The sequence below is a fragment of the Thermus sp. KWY1 genome (assembly GCF_057547025.1).
Genome location: NZ_BAAJPG010000040.1, coordinates 1,167 through 17,885, shown reverse-complemented (window position 1 = coordinate 17,885; position 16,719 = coordinate 1,167). Strand labels below are relative to the sequence as shown.

The 16,719-nt window shown below is 64.9% G+C and carries 20 protein-coding genes; 13 read left to right on the top strand and 7 right to left on the bottom strand.

Going from position 1 to position 16,719, the window contains the following annotated elements:
- Window positions 1-206 precede the first annotated feature (206 nt).
- Window positions 207-950 carry a nuclear transport factor 2 family protein gene (locus AC27GT_RS11185; RefSeq protein WP_487224164.1) on the top strand — a complete coding sequence of 248 codons (744 nt, stop codon included), beginning with the start codon at window positions 207-209 and terminating at the stop codon, window positions 948-950.
- Window positions 951-1,607: 657 nt separating this feature from the next.
- A complete protein-coding gene (locus tag AC27GT_RS11180; RefSeq protein ID WP_487224163.1) occupies window positions 1,608-1,868 on the top strand; it encodes a hypothetical protein in 261 nt (86 codons plus the stop codon).
- A gap of 19 nt (window positions 1,869-1,887) precedes the next feature.
- On the opposite strand, the gene AC27GT_RS11175 is transcribed toward AC27GT_RS11180, so the two are convergent.
- The gene (locus tag AC27GT_RS11175) at window positions 1,888-2,394 is read right to left on the bottom strand and encodes an ATP-binding cassette domain-containing protein (RefSeq protein WP_487224183.1); all 507 of its coding nucleotides are present in this window, start codon (window positions 2,392-2,394) and stop codon (window positions 1,888-1,890) included.
- Window positions 2,395-2,452: 58 nt separating this feature from the next.
- On the opposite strand from AC27GT_RS11175, the gene AC27GT_RS11170 reads away from it, so the two are divergent.
- The 11 genes from AC27GT_RS11170 (at window position 2,453) to AC27GT_RS11120 (ending at window position 12,192) form a co-directional block, all read left to right on the top strand.
- Window positions 2,453-3,652: a DUF1800 domain-containing protein gene (locus tag AC27GT_RS11170; RefSeq protein ID WP_487224162.1), complete on the top strand. Its 1,200-nt coding sequence runs from the start codon at window positions 2,453-2,455 to the stop codon at window positions 3,650-3,652.
- A 9-nt stretch (window positions 3,653-3,661) separates the two neighbouring features.
- Window positions 3,662-4,849, top strand: a complete 1,188-nt coding sequence (locus AC27GT_RS11165; protein ID WP_124105784.1) for a DUF1501 domain-containing protein — start codon at window positions 3,662-3,664, stop codon at window positions 4,847-4,849.
- Window positions 4,850-5,083: 234 nt separating this feature from the next.
- The gene (locus AC27GT_RS11160; RefSeq protein ID WP_015717109.1) at window positions 5,084-5,998 is read left to right on the top strand and encodes a tyrosine-type recombinase/integrase; all 915 of its coding nucleotides are present in this window, start codon (window positions 5,084-5,086) and stop codon (window positions 5,996-5,998) included.
- A gap of 32 nt (window positions 5,999-6,030) precedes the next feature.
- Window positions 6,031-6,345 carry an antibiotic biosynthesis monooxygenase family protein gene (locus tag AC27GT_RS11155; protein WP_015717110.1) on the top strand — a complete coding sequence of 105 codons (315 nt, stop codon included), beginning with the start codon at window positions 6,031-6,033 and terminating at the stop codon, window positions 6,343-6,345.
- 92 nt (window positions 6,346-6,437) lie between these two features.
- Entirely contained in the window at window positions 6,438-7,025 is a 588-nt protein-coding gene (locus AC27GT_RS11150) for a TetR/AcrR family transcriptional regulator (protein WP_015717111.1), read from the top strand.
- Window positions 7,018-7,989, top strand: coding sequence for a 1,2-phenylacetyl-CoA epoxidase subunit PaaA (gene paaA, locus AC27GT_RS11145; protein WP_015717112.1), 972 nt, complete (start codon window positions 7,018-7,020; stop codon window positions 7,987-7,989). The genes AC27GT_RS11150 and paaA overlap by 8 nt, the downstream gene beginning before the upstream one ends.
- Before the next feature lie 9 nt (window positions 7,990-7,998).
- The gene (locus tag AC27GT_RS11140; protein ID WP_015717113.1) at window positions 7,999-8,520 is read left to right on the top strand and encodes a phenylacetic acid degradation protein; all 522 of its coding nucleotides are present in this window, start codon (window positions 7,999-8,001) and stop codon (window positions 8,518-8,520) included.
- The gene (paaC, locus tag AC27GT_RS11135; protein WP_487224161.1) at window positions 8,513-9,271 is read left to right on the top strand and encodes a 1,2-phenylacetyl-CoA epoxidase subunit PaaC; all 759 of its coding nucleotides are present in this window, start codon (window positions 8,513-8,515) and stop codon (window positions 9,269-9,271) included. The genes AC27GT_RS11140 and paaC overlap by 8 nt, the downstream gene beginning before the upstream one ends.
- Window positions 9,265-9,720 (top strand): 1,2-phenylacetyl-CoA epoxidase subunit PaaD, encoded by a 456-nt coding sequence (paaD, locus tag AC27GT_RS11130; RefSeq protein ID WP_015717115.1) that lies wholly within the window; start codon window positions 9,265-9,267, stop codon window positions 9,718-9,720. The genes paaC and paaD overlap by 7 nt, the downstream gene beginning before the upstream one ends.
- A 92-nt stretch (window positions 9,721-9,812) precedes the next feature.
- Window positions 9,813-11,822, top strand: a complete 2,010-nt coding sequence (paaZ, locus tag AC27GT_RS11125) for a phenylacetic acid degradation bifunctional protein PaaZ (protein WP_015717116.1) — start codon at window positions 9,813-9,815, stop codon at window positions 11,820-11,822.
- Window positions 11,823-11,865: 43 nt separating this feature from the next.
- The gene (locus AC27GT_RS11120; RefSeq protein ID WP_026329029.1) at window positions 11,866-12,192 is read left to right on the top strand and encodes a winged helix-turn-helix transcriptional regulator; all 327 of its coding nucleotides are present in this window, start codon (window positions 11,866-11,868) and stop codon (window positions 12,190-12,192) included.
- A gap of 57 nt (window positions 12,193-12,249) precedes the next feature.
- Here the strand turns inward: AC27GT_RS11120 and bfr are convergent, their stop codons facing one another.
- Genes bfr through nadC form a run of 6 tightly spaced genes read right to left on the bottom strand, consistent with a single transcriptional unit; the run spans window position 12,250 to window position 16,705 of the window.
- A complete protein-coding gene (gene bfr, locus AC27GT_RS11115) occupies window positions 12,250-12,726 on the bottom strand; it encodes a bacterioferritin (RefSeq protein ID WP_015717118.1) in 477 nt (158 codons plus the stop codon).
- Between the two features lie 18 nt (window positions 12,727-12,744).
- A complete protein-coding gene (locus tag AC27GT_RS11110; protein WP_015717119.1) occupies window positions 12,745-14,277 on the bottom strand; it encodes an L-aspartate oxidase in 1,533 nt (510 codons plus the stop codon).
- Complete coding sequence (gene nadA / locus AC27GT_RS11105; RefSeq protein ID WP_015717120.1) at window positions 14,277-15,200, bottom strand: quinolinate synthase NadA; 924 nt, start codon at window positions 15,198-15,200, stop codon at window positions 14,277-14,279. Before nadA ends, AC27GT_RS11110 begins: the two co-directional genes overlap by 1 nt.
- A 2-nt stretch (window positions 15,201-15,202) precedes the next feature.
- Window positions 15,203-15,616: a type II toxin-antitoxin system VapC family toxin gene (locus AC27GT_RS11100; protein ID WP_019550933.1), complete on the bottom strand. Its 414-nt coding sequence runs from the start codon at window positions 15,614-15,616 to the stop codon at window positions 15,203-15,205.
- Complete coding sequence (locus AC27GT_RS11095) at window positions 15,613-15,852, bottom strand: ribbon-helix-helix domain-containing protein (protein WP_015717122.1); 240 nt, start codon at window positions 15,850-15,852, stop codon at window positions 15,613-15,615. Before AC27GT_RS11095 ends, AC27GT_RS11100 begins: the two co-directional genes overlap by 4 nt.
- A 25-nt stretch (window positions 15,853-15,877) precedes the next feature.
- A complete protein-coding gene (gene nadC / locus AC27GT_RS11090) occupies window positions 15,878-16,705 on the bottom strand; it encodes a carboxylating nicotinate-nucleotide diphosphorylase (protein ID WP_487224160.1) in 828 nt (275 codons plus the stop codon).
- Window positions 16,706-16,719: the final 14 nt, after the last annotated feature.

Below are 16,719 nucleotides of genomic sequence, written 5' to 3'. Positions count from 1 at the left end.
CCCACTGCCCAGTCTTACACGGAAGCCTCGAGGAGCTTGACTTGGTCTTCGCATCGAGTCCTCCTGAACCTGTCATCCTCGAGTCATCTTGGGCTACCTAGGCTAGCTTTACCCGGCTGGGTTGACCGCTGGGTAGGGCACGGAGGGAAGAAAAAGGCGGCACATCGCCGTAGTTGTCGGGCCAGTCTAGCTTAAGGAGGATACACATGGAAGAGAAAGTCGAGAAGATCACGGGCAAGAGCTTCGACACCCCAGATGAAACCCGGCGGCCGTTCGAAAAAGGCAAGATTGACGTGATCACTGTCGGGGGGCTGCCATTCTACCGTGAAACCCTTGCGCCGGGCTGGCAGTGGTCCAGGCACGTGAAACCGGTCGTGGGTGGCAACAGCTGCCAGCGGTTCCATGTGAAGATCTTTCTCGCAGGACGGCAACGGGTCCGGATGGATGACGGTACCGAGATGGAATTCGGTCCGGGGGACGTGGCGATCATGCATCCTGGGCATGACGCCTGGGTAGTGGGTGATGAAGCGAACGTGTTGATCGAGCTGGCAGATATCGTCAAGATGCCCGCCGACGTGCCCGAAGAAACGCTGACCGAGATCACCCTCGAGGCGGTTCAGCGCTTCAACGACGCCATCAATAGGCACGACGTTGATGCGGTGATGGCAGCCATGACCGAGGACTGTGTGTTCGAAAACACCTACCCACCCCCGGATGGCGCACGCTATGAGGGCCAGGCGGCCGTCCGATCTGTGTGGGAGCGATTCTTTGCGGCCAACCCAGATGCGCACTTTGAGGTTGAAGAGATGTTTGCTGTCGCTGATCGCTGTGTTGTTCGATGGATTTACAGAAAGACAAAAGAAGGAAGGCCCTGGTATCTGCGCGGCGTGGATGTGTTTCGTGTGCGGGATGGGAAGGTAGCGGAGAAGTTCTCCTACGTCAAAGGTTAGGTTGGTGACTCCTTCAGACGGTCCCCCGCATGGCCTAAATCCAGGGCGCCATTCGATGAACAGCGTTGCCCAATATGCGACGTTGCCCCGGTGCGCTTTGCGGCGCAGTCGGGTGTGTAACAAGATTTCGAGGGTGGCGGCTTGACCGTCGATGGGGCGGTCATGGGTGCAGGCATCGATGTAATGCACCTTGGCCGCCCTTTGAGCGGGGATGGAGGCGGGTCAAAGCTGGGGCGGCCCGGTTTACCCGGCGGAGGCCAAACCCCTGGCTGAAGTGCGCATCGGAGCACAAGGTGTGCGCTATCGGCCCAGACATGTTGCCAAAAGGGCACGCATGGAGGCTAAGGAGTCAATCGGTTCAGGAGCCCCTTGAACCCGTCCCCGTCACGCTTCGGTCATCCTACCCTTGCTAACTTGACCCTGCCTGGCTGGATTGCCAGCTGGGTAAGGAGGTAAGCGATGGCTAGAATGGCAGTTCTCGGATGGGTAGTTGGGCTATTGGGAGTATTGGCGGTTGTGTGGGCGCATCCTCCGGCGGAACACGCCAAAGTCCTGGGGTTGCCAGAAGGCACGGTTCCGGTAGGTTCATGTGTACCGGGCATGGGTGAGCACTGGGCTCAGCCGCAAAACCTTCCCTTCGGACCTATCTATGGGGTCATGAAGGAGAAGGTGGTGTTCGTGGAGATCATGGTTTCCCAGGCCGACTTTGCCGCTGGCAAATCCTGGACCGAGGCGCTGAAGCCCTTGACGGGCCATGCTGTAGACCATGTGGACCTGGAGTTCTTGCCCAAGGGCCATGAGGGCTACGAGGTTCCCCACTACGACATCCACGCCTACTTCGTATCCCACCAGGAGCACCTGGGGAACTGCCCTGCCCCCAAGCCCGTCCCCAAAGGAATGCCCCGCATAAAAGAGTGAGGGGGCCGCTGGGTGACGATCACCGTCCACTGGGGCTTTGAGCGCTTTGTGCGGGGCTATAGGCTGGCCGGCGGAGTGGAGGGTTCTGCCTCCTTCCGCCGGCCCGCCTACCCCTGGCGAAATGAGGCGGGCTACGAAGGTTGCCCGGATCTATACCATCGAGTTTGTAGGGCTGCCCTTCGGATGAGGAGGTAGGATATCGCAACCCCAAACGACATTTCACGCTGGTCTTGCCCGCCCCGTTGGGTCCCACTAGGATGAGAGCCTCGCCTCTCTCCACAGTGAAAGATATTCCATCTGCTCCTGTGGGTAGGGAAGGAAAAGGGCCTCTAGCCACTCCTATTCCCAGCGCTCTCCCGGTCAGGAGAGCAGGCCTACCACGCAGGGCTTCCCTCGAGGCACCCAGGGTGTGAACCCGGTAAGGGAACCTGGGACTAAGGGAGTTTGAAGACCGTTCGTTATCAGCTCGTGAAAAAGAACCGTGGGAGCGCCCTGCCGGGCAATGCCTGAGTGAAGCCCGGATCATCCACGCTTTCATTTGGCCTTCAGGGGCCAGGGTTAAAGTAGGCAGTAGGAGGCAGAACATGTCCCGGCCCCTCTCCTTATCGGACGCCCAACACCTATTGCGCCGGGCAGCGGCCCGGGGGACCCGGGAGGAAGCGGAGGAGCTTTCGGCCATGGGCCTCGAGGAGGCGGTGGATCGTCTCCTTAGGGACCCTGCCCCCGCACCCCCCTACGCCACCCGCTTCGCCCGCAACCAGCGGTCCCAGCAACACCGCGAGATCAGCCTGCTCTGGATCGAGCACTGGCTCACCACACCCACCCCAGCTGCGGAACGGCTTGTGCTCTTTTGGCACGGCCATTTCACCTCCGCCTTCCAAGCCACCATGGGGGCCCAGGGCGTTGACTTTTGGAATCAGTTTGCGATGTTCCGGCGGCTAGGGTACGGGACTTTTGGCGACCTCCTTAAGGCGGTGGCCCGGGATCCCGTCATGCTCCTGTACCTGAACAATGCGGAAAGCCGCAAGGAGCACCCGAACCAGAACTGGGCCCGCGAGCTTCTGGAGCTCTACACCCTGGGCCCCGGCCACTATTCCGAGGCGGACATCCTCGAGGCGGCCCGGGCCTTTACCGGCTGGACTGTACGCCTGAAGGGGGGCCTGAACCCGCGCGAGGCCGACGCCAACGTGCCGTGGGAGTTCACCGTCCGGCCCGCCTGGCACGACCCGGGGCCGAAAACCTTCCTGGGCCAGAGGGTTGAGGGTGGGGAAGAGGTGCTGGAGGTGCTTATCGCCCACCCTCAGACCTACCGCTTCCTCTCCCGAAAGCTTCTCCGGTTTTATCTTTCCCCGGAGCCCCCGGAGGCTATGGTGGAGGAGGGGGCGAGGGTTCTGCGATCGGAAGGAACGAGGGGTTTCCTGCGGTGGCTTTTCACCCACGAGGCCTTTTACCATCCTTCGTTCCGGAATAGCTTGATCAAAGGCCCTCTGGAATACCTGGTGGGGCTCCTTTACGCCGCCGGGATCAGGGAATTGCCCGCGGACTCCTCGTTAGGGAAGGGGGTGTACCAGGCCCTGGCTGCCATGGGCCAGATCCCCTTCGATCCCCCCACGGTGGCGGGGTGGGAGGGGGGCCCCGCCTGGCTGGCGGAAACGCCCTATTTGGCACGGCTCAACCTGATCTCCGCGGTGGCCAACCAGGAGAAGAGCCTGGATCTTTCCGTCTTCATGGAGGGCGGAAAGGTACTGGCGGATCTGGTGAAGCCGGAAGCCCAGCTCTTGTAGGGGTGGAGGATGGATCGGCGCGAGTTTTTGCGAAAATCCCTGCTTGCCCTGGCCCTGGGCCAAGGGGCACCCTCCCTGTTGGTGCGTACTGCCCTGGCCGCCCAAACCCGGGGAAGGATCCTGGTGGTGGTCAATCTCTTCGGGGGCAACGATCAGCTCAACACCCTGGTGCCCTACCGCAACGAGCTCTACCATCGCCTCAGGCCCAACCTGGCCCTGAAGGGGAAAGAGGTGCTGGATCTCGGGGTGCGGGGCAAATGGCTGGGGCTGCACCCGGCCTTGCGACCCTTGATGGCCATGTGGGAAAAGGGGGAGCTGGCCCTCATACCCCAGGTGGGGTACCCCAACCCCAACCGCAGCCACTTCATCTCCACGGCCATCTGGCACACCGCTAACCCTGATCGGCGGGCCCAGACCGGCTGGCTGGGCCGCTGGGCGGACGGGCAGGAGGACCCCTTCTGCGAAACCTTCCTGGGGGGTGCCGCCCCCCTGGCCCTCAGGGGCGAGCGGGGTACCGCCCCGGCCATCGCCAGCATCGATGCCTTCACCCTGCGGCTCACCCCGGCCCTCCAGCGTGCCTTTGAGGAGGAGGCCCGCCGCCCGCGCCAGGGCACGGCGGAGGAGGTTCGGCGGGCGATGCTTTCCCTCCGGGGGGCGCTGGACCGCGTGGGCCGGCTGCGCACGGTGAAGAACCGGGCCCAGTACCCGGAGGGTGCCTTCGGCCGGAGCCTGGCGGATATCGCCCGGATGATCGCAGGGGGCCTGGAGAGCAGCGTCTACTACACCACCCTGGGCGGATGGGACACCCATGCCAACCAGCCACCCCGCCATGAGGAGCTTCTGGGGCAGTTGGCCCAAGGGCTGGCGGCCTTGCGGGAAGACCTCCGGGCCATAGGACGGGGCGGGGACGTGCTGATCCTGATCTTCAGCGAGTTCGGCCGCCAGGTGGCCGAGAACGCCTCTCTGGGCACGGACCACGGCGAGGGAGGGCTGATGCTGGCCCTGGGGCCCGGGGTAAACGGGGGGCTCTATGGGGACGAACCGGACCTCGAGGACCTCAGCCTGAATGCCCTCAAGTACCGAACAGACTTCCGCCATGTGTACGCCACGGCCCTGCAGTGGATTGGCGCCGACCCCAGGGTCGTGCTGGGGGCGGAGTTTACGCCGATGGCGCTCCTGCGGAACGCAGGGTCGTGATCCGGCCGGTCCCTTTTGGGCGAAGGCCCGTAGAGGGGGTTGCTCTTGCTACCCGGGGGCATCATTCTGTACGCCTCTGGACTGCGAGGATGCTTGACGGGTGCGGGTTGTACTAGCGGGAAGGAGCTCTGGAAAACTGCAGGGAAGCAACCGAGGGAGGCCACTCAGCTCCCCGCCCAAGTGAGCTCGCTCGTTCGCGAAAGGTACATTTCGCGCATATGTTATACTACCCCCGTGGAACCCGCTCTTATTTGGAAATCCATCGGCATTAAAAAGCCCGAGAAGGCCCTTCAACCCCTGGCCCCCTATGCCGAATACCTCCTTTTGGAGCGGGGATACTCCCCCAGGGGGGTGCGCCGCTACCTTCAGGACCTGGCCCTCTGGTTTCGCTTCCTCCAGGAAGAGGGTTTCACCCCGGGCCCCGAGGCGGTCCGGGCGCTCCTCCTCAAGGAGCGTTGGGCCCCAAGGAGGGTGCAGGGGTTCCTGGCGGCCCTCCGCAGCTACTACCGCTACCTGTCCCAGGTCAAGGGAGAGGCCGTGTCCGACCCCACGGAGGGCATAGGCCGCCCCAAGGCCGGGCGCAGGCTTCCCCTGCACCCCGCTCCGGAGGAGCTCAGGCGTTTCCTCGAGGCCCTGGAAGCCGAAAAGGAGGCCAGGCTCCTCAGCCGCCTGGCCCGGTTCCTCTACGGCACGGGGCTTCGCATCTCCGAGGCCCTTTCCCTGAAGGGCCGGAACGTGATCCTCGAGGGCTCGGTTCCCGTGGCCATCCGGGTGGTGGGTAAGGGGAACAAGGAAAGGCTGGTGCCCCTTTCCAGGACCGCCCGGGAAGTTCTTTTAGAGTTGGGGCCACCCCAGGGTAATGTGAGTATTTTCACGTTTACTCATGGAAGGCACCGGGGCAGTGTTCCTTCCGCCCGGTACGTGGAGGCCAGGTTCCGGGAGGCGGCCCTGAGGGCGGGCCTGGACCCCAGGCGCTTCACCCCGCACAAGCTCCGCCACGCCTACGCCACCCTGCTGGTGGAAAACGGCGTGGAGCTGGATGCCGTAAAGGACCTTCTGGGCCACGAGTCCATCGCCACTACCCAGATCTACCTGCACGCCTCGAGGGAACGGCTCAGGGAGGCGGCCTCGAGGTTGCCCGAGCTTTAAGCCGGGTACACTGACTCCCGTAGGAGGTACCCATGTTTGTGGTGATGAACCGCATCCCCGTCAAACCCGAGTACGCCGACCAGTTCGAGGAGGCCTTCCGCACCCGGGCCCGCCTGGTGGACCGCATGCCGGGCTTCATCCGGAACCTGGTCCTTCGTCCAAAGAACCCAGGAGACCCCTATGTGGTGATGACCTTCTGGGAAAGCGAGGCCGCCTTCCGGGCCTGGACGGAAAGCCCGGAGTTCCGCGAAGGCCACGCCCGAAGCGGCACCCTTCCCAAGGAGGCTTTCCTGGGACCCAGCAAGCTGGAAACCTTCACGGCCTTCCTGGACTCGGAAGCCGGCTAGGCCCCCCTTGACCTACCGGGACCCGCAAAAGGTGATGCGGGACACTTGTCCCTTCGCCTCAGGTGTGCTACCCTAACAAACGACCGTTAGCCATGGAGCGGCGCGAGCAAATCCTCACCATAGCAGGCCACCTCTTCAGCCAGCGGGGCTACCACGCCACCAGCATGCGGGAGCTGGCCAAGCACCTAAACCTCCAGGGGGGAAGCCTATACGCCCACATTACCTCCAAGGAGGAGCTCCTCCTTGAGGTGGTGCGCCAGGCCGCCGAGCGCTTCCTTAAAGTTCTGGAGGGACTTAAGGGCGACCCCGTGGCCAAGCTGAAGGGCTTGGTACGGGGCCACCTCGAGGTCATCGCCCAGGAGCTGCCCCGGGCCACGGTCTTCTTCCACGAGTGGAAACACCTCTCCCCTCCCCTTCTGGAGGAGGCCAAGGCCTTAAGGCGCCGTTACGAGGAAGGCGTCCAGGCGGTGATCCAGGAGGGAATGGAACAAGGAGTTTTCCAGGTGGAAAACCTCCGCCTGGCCACCCTCTTTGTCCTTTCCGCCCTGAACTGGACCTACCAGTGGTACCGGCCCGAAGGGCCCCTTTCCTTGGAAGAACTTTCGGAAGCCTACGCCACCCTCATCCTGAGGGCTTTGGGCGTAGAGGCTAATGAGGAGAAAGGAGGCGAGGATGGTTAAGCTTAAGCTCGGCTACCCAGAGGATCCCGACTACCAGGAGAGGCTAGAGGAGTTTGAGGCCCGTATTGCCCGGGGGGAAAAGATCGAGCCCGGGGACTGGATGCCCGCCGAGTACCGGCGCCAGCTCATCCGTATGATCTCCCAGCACGCCCATAGCGAGTGGGTGGGGATGCTTCCCGAGGGTGCCTGGATCACCCGGGCTCCTTCCATCCGGCGGAAGCTCATCCTGCTGGCCAAGGTTCAGGACGAGGCCGGGCACGGGCAGTACCTCTACCACGCCGCCGAAACCCTGGGGATCACCCGGGAGGAGATGGTGGAAGCCCTTCTTTCCGGCAAGGCCAAGTACTCCAACATCTTCAACTACCCCACCCTCACCTGGGCGGATGTGGGCATCATCGGCTGGCTGGTGGACGGGATGGCCATCAAGAACCAGACCATGCTGGCCCAGTGCTCCTACGGGCCCTACTCCCGGGCCATGGTGCGCATCTGCGCCGAGGAAACCTTCCACCACAAGCAGGGGAAGGAGGCCGTCCTCCTCTACGCCAGGGGCTCCAAGAAGCAGCGCCAGATGGTGCAGGATGCCCTGAACCGCTGGTGGTGGCCCACCCTGATGATGGCCGGGCCCCACGACACCGACTCCCCCCACACCCCCCTCCTTCTGCGGTGGGGCATCAAGACCAAGACCAACGACCAGGTGCGCCAGGAGTTCCTGAACGAACACGTCCCGGAACTCTTGGACGCTGGGCTCACCATCCCCGACCCCGACCTCCGCTACGACGAGAAGACGGGCAACTGGATCCACGGGCCCATCCCCTGGGACGACTTCTGGAAGGTGATCAACGGGGAAGGCCCCATGAACCGGCACCGGCTCATGGCCAGAAGGAGGGCCCACGAGGAGGGACGCTGGGTGCGGGAGGCCCTCGAGGCCTACGGCAAGCGCCGCCTGGCCCAGGCCGCGGATTAGGAGGGCACCATGTGGGGAACCGAGTGGCCCCGGTTTGAGGTGATCAAGCAGGACACCAAGCATGGCCCCCCGCAGATGGTGGGTTCGGTACACGCCGCTGACCCGGAGCACGCCCTCTTGGTGGCCCGGCACGTGTTCGTGCGGCGCCCCGCCGCCTACGCCCTCTTCGTGGCCCCGGCCGAGGCCTTCTTTCACGTTTCCCAGGAGGGCCTAAAGGATCTGAAGCCCACCAGGAGGGAGGGAGGAAGCGAAGAACCTTACTGGGTCTTCGCCAAGCGGAGCCACCGCCGGAGCATGGTCTACGGGGACCTGGTGGGCCGCTTCCTGGCGCAAGGCCCGGAGGATGCCATAGCCCAAGCCCTCCTGCAGGCCCAGGGGGTGGCCTTCTGGGCGGTTCCCGAGCGCTTGGTGGTGGGGACCGAGCCCACGGAGGAAGTGGTGGAAAGCTGGTTTGCCCCGGCCAAGGAGAAGACCTACCGGCTGCAAAGCTACTACGGGCTCATCACCGCCAAGGGGGTGGAGAATGATTGAGGCCTACCTGAAGGACGCCCTGGTGGCCCGGCTCACCGCCTGGGCCGACGATGAGGTGGTCCTGGCCCAGCGGCTTTCCGAGTGGGTGGGGCATGCCCCCATCCTCGAGGAGGATATCGCCATCGCCAACCTGGCCCAAGACGAGCTGGGCCATGCCAAGGTCTGGTTGGAGCTCCGGCAGGAGCTGGACGGCTCCGACCCCGACCGCCTGGTCTACTTCCGCGATCCCCTGGAGTTCCAAAACGCCGTCCTGGTGGAGCTCCCCAAGGGGGACTGGGCCTTCACCATGGTGCGGCAGTACCTCTTTGACGCCTACGAGAACCTCTGGCTGAAGGAGGCAACCCGGAGCGTCTACGCCCCCCTGGCCGAGGCGGCAAGCCGCATCCTGAAGGAGGAAAGGTTCCACCTGAAGCACTCTTCCCTCTGGGTGGAGCGCCTGGGCCAGGGCACGGAGGAATCCCACCACCGGACGCAGGAGGCCCTGGAAACCCTCTTCCCCTACGTGCGCCAGCTCTTCCAGCCTCTCCCCGGGGACGAGGCCCTGGTGGAGGCAGGGGTGGTACCGGATCTCAAGGCCCTTGAAGCCCCCTACCTGGAGGAGGTGACCGCCCACCTGGTGCGCTCGGGCCTAAGGCCACCTGAGGGAGGGTACGTGCCCAAAAGCCGCCAGGAGCACACGGAGTACTTCTGGTCCCTCCTGGCGGAGATGCAGTCCGTGGCCCGCTGGGACCCGGAGGCCAAGGCATGGTAGAGCGGTACTGGGAAGCCCTAAAAGGGGTTAAGGACCCGGAGATCCCCGTCCTCAACATCGTGGAGATGGGGATGGTCCTGGGGGTGGAGGCGGAAGGGGAAAAGGTCAGGGTCCGCTTCCGCCCCACCTTTTCCGGCTGCCCTGCCCTACGGCTCATCCGCGAGGAGATCGAAAAGGCCCTGCGGGAGGCAGGAGCCAAGGAGGTGGAGGTGGTGGAGGCCAGGACCCCCTGGAGCACCGAGGACATGGCCGAGGAAGCCCGAAGGAAGCTTCTGGGTTACGGCGTGGCCCCACCCCTTCCCCTCCCCCTGGCGGGGAAGGATCCCCCCTGCCCCCGGTGCGGAAGCCGGGAGGTGGTCCTCAAGAACACCTTCGGGGCCACCCTGTGCAAGATGCTCTACCAGTGCGCTGCCTGCGGGGAGGTTTTTGAGGCCTTTAAGACCGTCTGAAGAGGAAACATAAGGCCCGGGACTAGGAGGCGTACCGGGCCTTTTTCCTGGAAGACCTAGAGCGAACACAGATCGGTTTCAAGGAGGACACCTTGAAGGTAAAAAGCTACCTCATGGGCCAATGGTTGACGGGCGCAGGAGAAGGGGTGCCGGTGCAGGATGCCGCCACCCTCGAGGTGCTGGGCCACGTGACCTCGGAGGGCCTGCCCCTCAAGGAGGCGGTGGCCTGGGGAAGGGAGGTAGGGGGGAAGGCCCTCCTTGCCATGGGCTTCCAGGAGCGGGGCCGAAGGCTTCGGGCCCTGGCACAGTACCTTTCCGAGCGGAAGGAGGAACTCTACCGGCTCTACGCCACCACCGGGGGCACCCGTCGGGATGCCTGGTACGACGTGGACGGGGGTATTGGGGTACTCTTCACCTACAGCTCCCTGGCCCGGACGCTTCCCGAGGGAAACCTCCTTCCCGAGGAGGAAAGCCTTCCCTTAAGCAAGGACTTTTCCTTCCAGGGAAGGCACCTTCTGGGTCCCAAGGGCGGGATCACGGTTCAGATCAACGCCTTCAACTTCCCGGTCTGGGGCCTTTTGGAGAAGTTCGCCCCTGCCTTCCTGGCGGGGGTGCCCACCCTGGCCAAGCCGGCCACCCCCACCGCCCACGTGGCCGAGGGGTTGGTGCGCCTCATGGTGGAGTCCGGGCTTCTGCCGGAGGGAAGCCTCCAGTTCGTGGCGGGAAGCCTGGGGGATGCCCTGGAGGCCCTGGACCACCGGGATAGCGTCTACTTCACGGGTTCCAAGGCCACGGCAGACCGGTTAAGGCGCCACCCCGCCTTTCTGGAGCGGGGCGTTCTCTTCAATGCCGAAACCGACTCCCTAAACGCCGCCATCCTGGGGGAAAAGGTAGGGGAGGAGGAGGTGGAGAGGCTGGCCCGGGAGATCGCCCAGGAGCTTTCCATCAAAACCGGGCAGCGGTGCACGGCCATCCGCCGGGTCCTGGTACCCCAAGGCCGCCTCGAGGTCCTCCTCGAGGCCACCCGTAAGCACCTGGAGGGCCTTAAGCTGGGCGACCCCAGGGAGGAGGGCGTGGACCTGGGGCCCCTGGCCTCCTTAGGGCAAAAGGAGGAGGTGGAAAGGGCCGTGGAAGCCCTCCTGGCCGCCGGGGCCAGGGTGTACTGGCAGCACCCGGGCAGGCGGGATGGCGCCTTCTTTCCCCCTACCCTGCTCCTGGCGGAGGATCCCTGGGCGGAAACCCTCCACCAGGTGGAACCCTTCGGCCCGGTGGCTACCTTCTTTCCCTACCGGGACCGGGAGGAAGCCCTGCGCCTGGCCCGGTTGGGAGGAGGGATGCTGGCGGCCACCCTGGCCACCCCCGATCCCGAGGAGGCCCGCTTCTACCTCCTTGGGCTTTCCGGAGAGGTGGGCCGGCTCCACATTCTGAACCGCTTCAACGCCCATAGCTCCACCGGCCACGGCTCCCCCTTGCCCCGCCTCCTCCACGGGGGACCCGGACGGGCAGGGGGCGGGGAGGAGCTGGGAGGGCTTCTTTCCGTAAAGCGGCACCTGGCCCGCCTGGCCCTCCAGGCCGATCCCCACACCCTGCAGGCTCTCACCGGGGAGTACGCCAGGGGAGCGGAAAAACCCGCCAGCACCCACCCCTTCCGCAAGCACTACGAGGAACTGGAGGTTGGGGAAACCCTCTGGACCCATCGCCGCACGGTCACGGAGGCGGACATCGCCCTCTTCGCCCACCTTTCCTGGGACCACTTCTACGCCCACACCGACGAGATCGCCGCCCAAAAGAGCCTTTTCGGGAAGCGGGTGGCCCACGGATACTTCGTCCTCTCCGCTGCGGCGGGGCTCTTCGTGGATCCAGCCCCGGGTCCAGTCCTGGCCAACTACGGCCTCGAGGGCCTGCGCTTCACCGAACCCGTGGGCATCGGGGATACCTTGCAAGCCCGGCTCACGGTGAAGGCCAAGCGGCCCAGGGACGAGAAATCCGGGGTGGTGGAGTGGGCGGTGGAGGTGGTGAACCAGGAGGGCCAAACCGTGGCCGCCTATACCCTCCTTACCCTGGTGGCCCGAAAGCCCACGGATGCTTTGCCCTCCGGGTAAACACATTTTGGAGCTTGCTCTTAACCTGTGCTACCATGGGGGTATGGCCGAGCGCGAACCGGCCTTCTGCCCTGTCTATGCCGCCTTGAACCTCCTCCAGGAGAAGTGGACCCTGCACATCATCAGGGCTCTCCTGGAAGGCCCCAAGGGGTTCAACGAGCTGTCCCGGGCCATCGGGGGGGTAAACCCCGCTACCCTTTCCCAACGCCTGGAGCACCTGGTGGATCTCGGCGTGGTGGAAAAGAAGGTGGAATCCTTCATGCCCCCCCGCACCCGGTACGGCCTCACCGAGGCCGGGCGGGAGCTGGAGGCGGTCATCGCCGCCATAGACCGCTGGGCCCGCAGGAACCTCAAGGTCCCCGTGGGCTGAGGTTTCGGGGCCGAGGGCGATCTGGCGTGCCCGTGAGCCCGAACCCCTTTACGGAGCCTATTCCGCTTCCCCGGCCAGGTACTGGAGGTAGTTGGGCAACCCCATCTGGTTCAGGAGTTCCCGCTGGGCCTCCAGCCAGTCCACGTGGCCTTCCTCGTCCTTGAGGATCTCCGCCACCATGTCCCGGGTGCCGTTATCCCCCAGGCTTTGGGCCAGGTTCATGGTTTCGTTGTAGCCCTTCACCGCCTGAAGCTCCCCCTCGTAGTCCTTGAAGAGGATCTCCTCCACGCTTTTGCCGATCCGGATCTCCCCGATCCGGCTCACCTCCGGAAAACCCTCCAGGAAAAGGATGCGCTCGATGTGCCTCTCCGCATGGCGCATCTCGGTGATGGCGTGGGCCTTGAGGTGGCGGGCCAGGGCTTTAAAGCCCCAGTTCTCCGCCATCTCCGCATGGACCATGTATTGCAAGATGGCGGCCAGTTCCTCGGAAAGCCTTTCCTGAAGGCTCTGGATCACGTCCGGGTGCCCTTTCATAAAGAACCTCCAAGGGCATTATACCACCGTCGGGACCCGGCGGAGCTCTGAACCTTGTGCCTCCAGATGGTAGGCTTCCTTCCCTTCCTGGGGGAAGTCCTCGCGGAAGTGGGCCCCGCGGCTTTCCTCCCGCAGCAGGGCCATCCTGAGGAGAAGCCGGCCAAGGAGGGCGAGATTCGAAGCTTCCAAGGCCTGGCGCAGGTGGGCCCCCCACCCGGACCTTTCCAGCGCGCCTGGGGTTACCTCCTCTAGGGGTAGATGGGCCACATGGGCTAAGGCCTGGGCCAGGTCCTTTCCCCGGCGCACCACCCCCGCCGCCTGGCCCATGCGGTCTTGTAGCGCCTTAAGGTGCACGGGATCAAGGAGGTAAGCGGGTAAGGGTTCCAAGGCCTTGGGGTAGGCCAGGTCCTCGAGGGCCGCCAAGGCCGCCCTTTCTCCCATCACCAGGCCCTCCAGAAGGCTATTGGAGGCCAGGCGGTTGGCTCCGTGGAAGCCCGTGGAGGCCACCTCCCCAGCGACATAAAGGCCGGGGATCCCGGTAAAGCCTTGAAGGTCGGTCTTCACACCCCCCATGGCGTAGTGGGCCGCCGGGGCCACGGGCACAGGCTCCTTCAAGGGGTCCAACCCCAAGGCCCGGGCTTGGGCCACCACCGTGGGAAAACGGCGTTCCAGGTGGGGGATGGGCCTCAGGTCCAGGTAAACGGCCCCGGTTCTCTCCCGCTCCCAGTGCGTGAAGCGGGCCACCACGTCCCGGGGGGCCAGCTCGGCCAAGGGATCGTAGCGGGGCATGAACCGCTCCCCATGGGCGTTGAGGAGGAGGGCCCCCTCCCCCCGGCAGGCCTCGCTCACCAGGCTGCCATCGGGGAGGGCCGTGGGATGGAACTGGACGAACTCCAAATCCCTCAAGGTAGCCCCCGCCCGGTAGGCCAAGGCCATCCCGTCCCCCGTGGACGAGGGGGGGTTGGTGGTCACGGGGAAAAGCCTCGAGAGGCCCCCGGTGGCGAGGAGCACCGCCCCGGCCCGCACCTCCACAAGGTTAGCCCTACCGGGCTGACCCGAGCCGTGGGGCGAAAGGACCAAGGCCCCCGCCACCCGCCCCTCGCCCACCAAGAGGCTCACCGCCATGTACCCCTCGAGGACCTGAGCCCTTAGCCGGGAAAGCAAGCCCTTAAGGAGAAGGAGGCCGCTTTTATCCCCGCCCAAGTGCCGCACCCGGGCCCTGGAGTGCCCGCCTTCCCGGGTGGGTTCGGGATGGAAGGGAAGCCCCAGGGAAAGAAGCTTCTCCAGGTGGCGGGGGGCTTCCTGGAGGATGGAGCGGGCCACGGCCTCCTCCACCAGGCCCCGGCCCGCCCTTAGGGTATCCCGGAGATGGGCCTCCAGGTCCTCCTCGTCAAGGGGAAAGGCCACCCCCCCTTGGGCCCAGGGGGTGGAGCCGGAAGGCAAGGGGTCCTTGCTCAAGAGGAGGACCTTGGCCCCCCTTTCCTCCGCCGCCAAGGCGGCGTATACCCCAGCCACCCCGGCTCCCAGGATGAGGAGGTCAACCCTTGGCATCAACCCACCGCCACCATGGCCTCGAGGGCCCTCCTGGCCTTCTTGGCCACCTCCTCGGGCACCCGGATCACGTGGCGCATCTCCTTCAAGGACCAGTAGACCTTCTTTAGGGTTATCTTCTTCATGTACTCGCAGATGGCGTCCGGCTTCACCGGGATGAAGGTCTTCCCCGGGGCTTCCTTAGCGAGGCGGTGGAGGATGCCCACCTCCGTGGCCACCACGAACTCCTTGGCCTCGGCCTTTTTGGCGTGGCGCACCATCCCCTCGGTGGAGAGCATCTTGGCATCGGGTTTGAGGAAGAGGCAACTGGAGCCACAACCGCACTCCGGGTGGATCATGAACTCCGCCCCTGGATGGGCCTCCATAAGGGCCTTCAGGTGCTCCTCCCGGATTCCCGCATGCACGTGGCATTCCCCGGGGAAAAGGTCCAGCCTCCTTCCCGTTGCCCGGGCCACATGGGCCCCCAGGAACATGTCGGGCACGAAGAAGATGGGCCTCCCCTCCGGTAGCCGCGCCACCACCTCCACCGCGTTGGCGCTGGTGACGCAGACGTCCGCCAGGGCCTTCACCTCGGCCTTGGTGTTCACGTAGGCCACCACGATCCCGTGGGGATGGGCTTCCTTCCAGGCCCGGATGTCCTCGGGCCGGATGCTGTCCGCCAAGGAGCAGCCCGCCTCCAGATCGGGGAGGAGGACGGTCTTTTCCGGATTCAAGATGGCGGCGGTCTCCGCCATAAAGTGCACCCCGGCGAAGACGATGACCTTGGCCCGGGTTCGCTGGGCCTCCCGGGCCAGGCCCAAGGAGTCCCCCACGAAGTCCGCCACCTCCTGCACCTCGGGAAGTTGGTAGGAATGGGCCAGAATGACCGCCTGCCGCTCCGCTTTAAGGCGGAGCACCTCTTCTCTAAGCGCCTCCCGTTCCATGTTCACGCTCTTGCTGGGCTAAAGCCCTGTTCCCAAAAGTGCTCGTCAAAGGCTAAGGCTTTCCGCAAGCCTTTTCCTTGCATGAAGAAGAAGCTGGTCCAGTCCACCAGGCTGATGTCCTTTCGCCCAGAGGCCAGCAGGGCGGTTAGGGCTACCTGGTGTAGATCCCCATCCACCGGGATGCTCAGGACCACCCCCAAAAGGTCGTGGCAGAGGGCCCGCACGGCCTCGAGGCCCAGCCGCCTTTGCACCAGGGCCACGCTTTCCACCACCACATAGCTATGGGTTACCAGGCGCACCCGGTCGGCAAGAAGGCGGCGAAACGCTTCCGCGGCCTCTTCGTGATGGGCGTCGTCCCGGTCCAAAAGGGCGTAGAGGGCTGAGGTGTCCACGAAGACCGCCAAGGTTCTCCTCACTCCATGGCCAGGTAGCGGTCGTGCTCCTGGCTCACGTCCCTAAGGCCCGAGGCGAACCGGCCCACTGCGGCTAAGGCCCTCTCTGCCCGCTCGGCAAAGCCCCCATTCTCCTTCTCTTGGAGATAGCCTTCCACCGCCCGCCGTACCATCTCCGCCAGGGATACCCCCTCCTCCCGGGCCAGGGCTCTCAGGCGCCGGGCTTGCTCCTCGGTGAGCTGCACCTGGGTCCGCACCATGCCTATACGGTAGCACACCATGCCATCAGGGCTGCACCACCAGAAGGGAGAGGTCCAAGGCCTTGGCGGAGTGGGTCAGGGCCCCCACGCTCACATAGTCCACCCCAGCCTCGGCCGCCGCCCGGGCTCTTTCTAAGGTCATGTTGCCGCTGGCCTCGAGGGGAACCCGTCCCCCCACCCGGCGCACCGCCTCGCGCATCTCCTCCAAGGAGAAGTTATCCAAAAGGATCAGGTCTGCCCCCGCCTCCAAGGCCTCTTCCAGCTCAGCCAGGCGGGTCACCTCCACCTCCACCTTGAGGTAGTGGGGGGCTTTTGCCTTGGCCTTGCGCACCGCCTGGGCCACGCCCCCTGCGGCCCGGATGTGGTTTTCCTTGATGAGGATGCCGTCAAAGAGTCCAAAGCGGTGGTTTTTCCCTTCCCCCACCCGCACCGCGTACTTCTCCAGGGCCCTCAGCCCCGGGGTGGTCTTGCGGGTGTCCAGGACCTGGGCCTTGGTGCCCTTCAGGGCCTCCACGTAGGCTCGGGTGAGGGTAGCGATGCCGGAAAGGCGCTGGAGGAGGTTTAGGGCAAGACGTTCCCCGGCCAGGATGCCCCTTAGGGGACCCTCGAGGCGGGCCACCTCGTGGCCGGGGTCCACCTTCGTCCCCTCCTCCACCAGGGGCGTGAAGGCGATGCGGTGGTCTACTAGGGTAAAGACCTCCCTAGCCACGGGAAGCCCGGCCAAGACCCCCTCCTCCTTGGCGAGGATGACGGCCTCGCCCATGAGGTCCTCCGGCACCGTGAGGGCCGTGGTGAGGTCCCCGTGGCCGAGGTCCTCGAGGAGCCAGGCCTTTAAGGTTTCCAAGGGCACCATGGGCCCTATTCTAG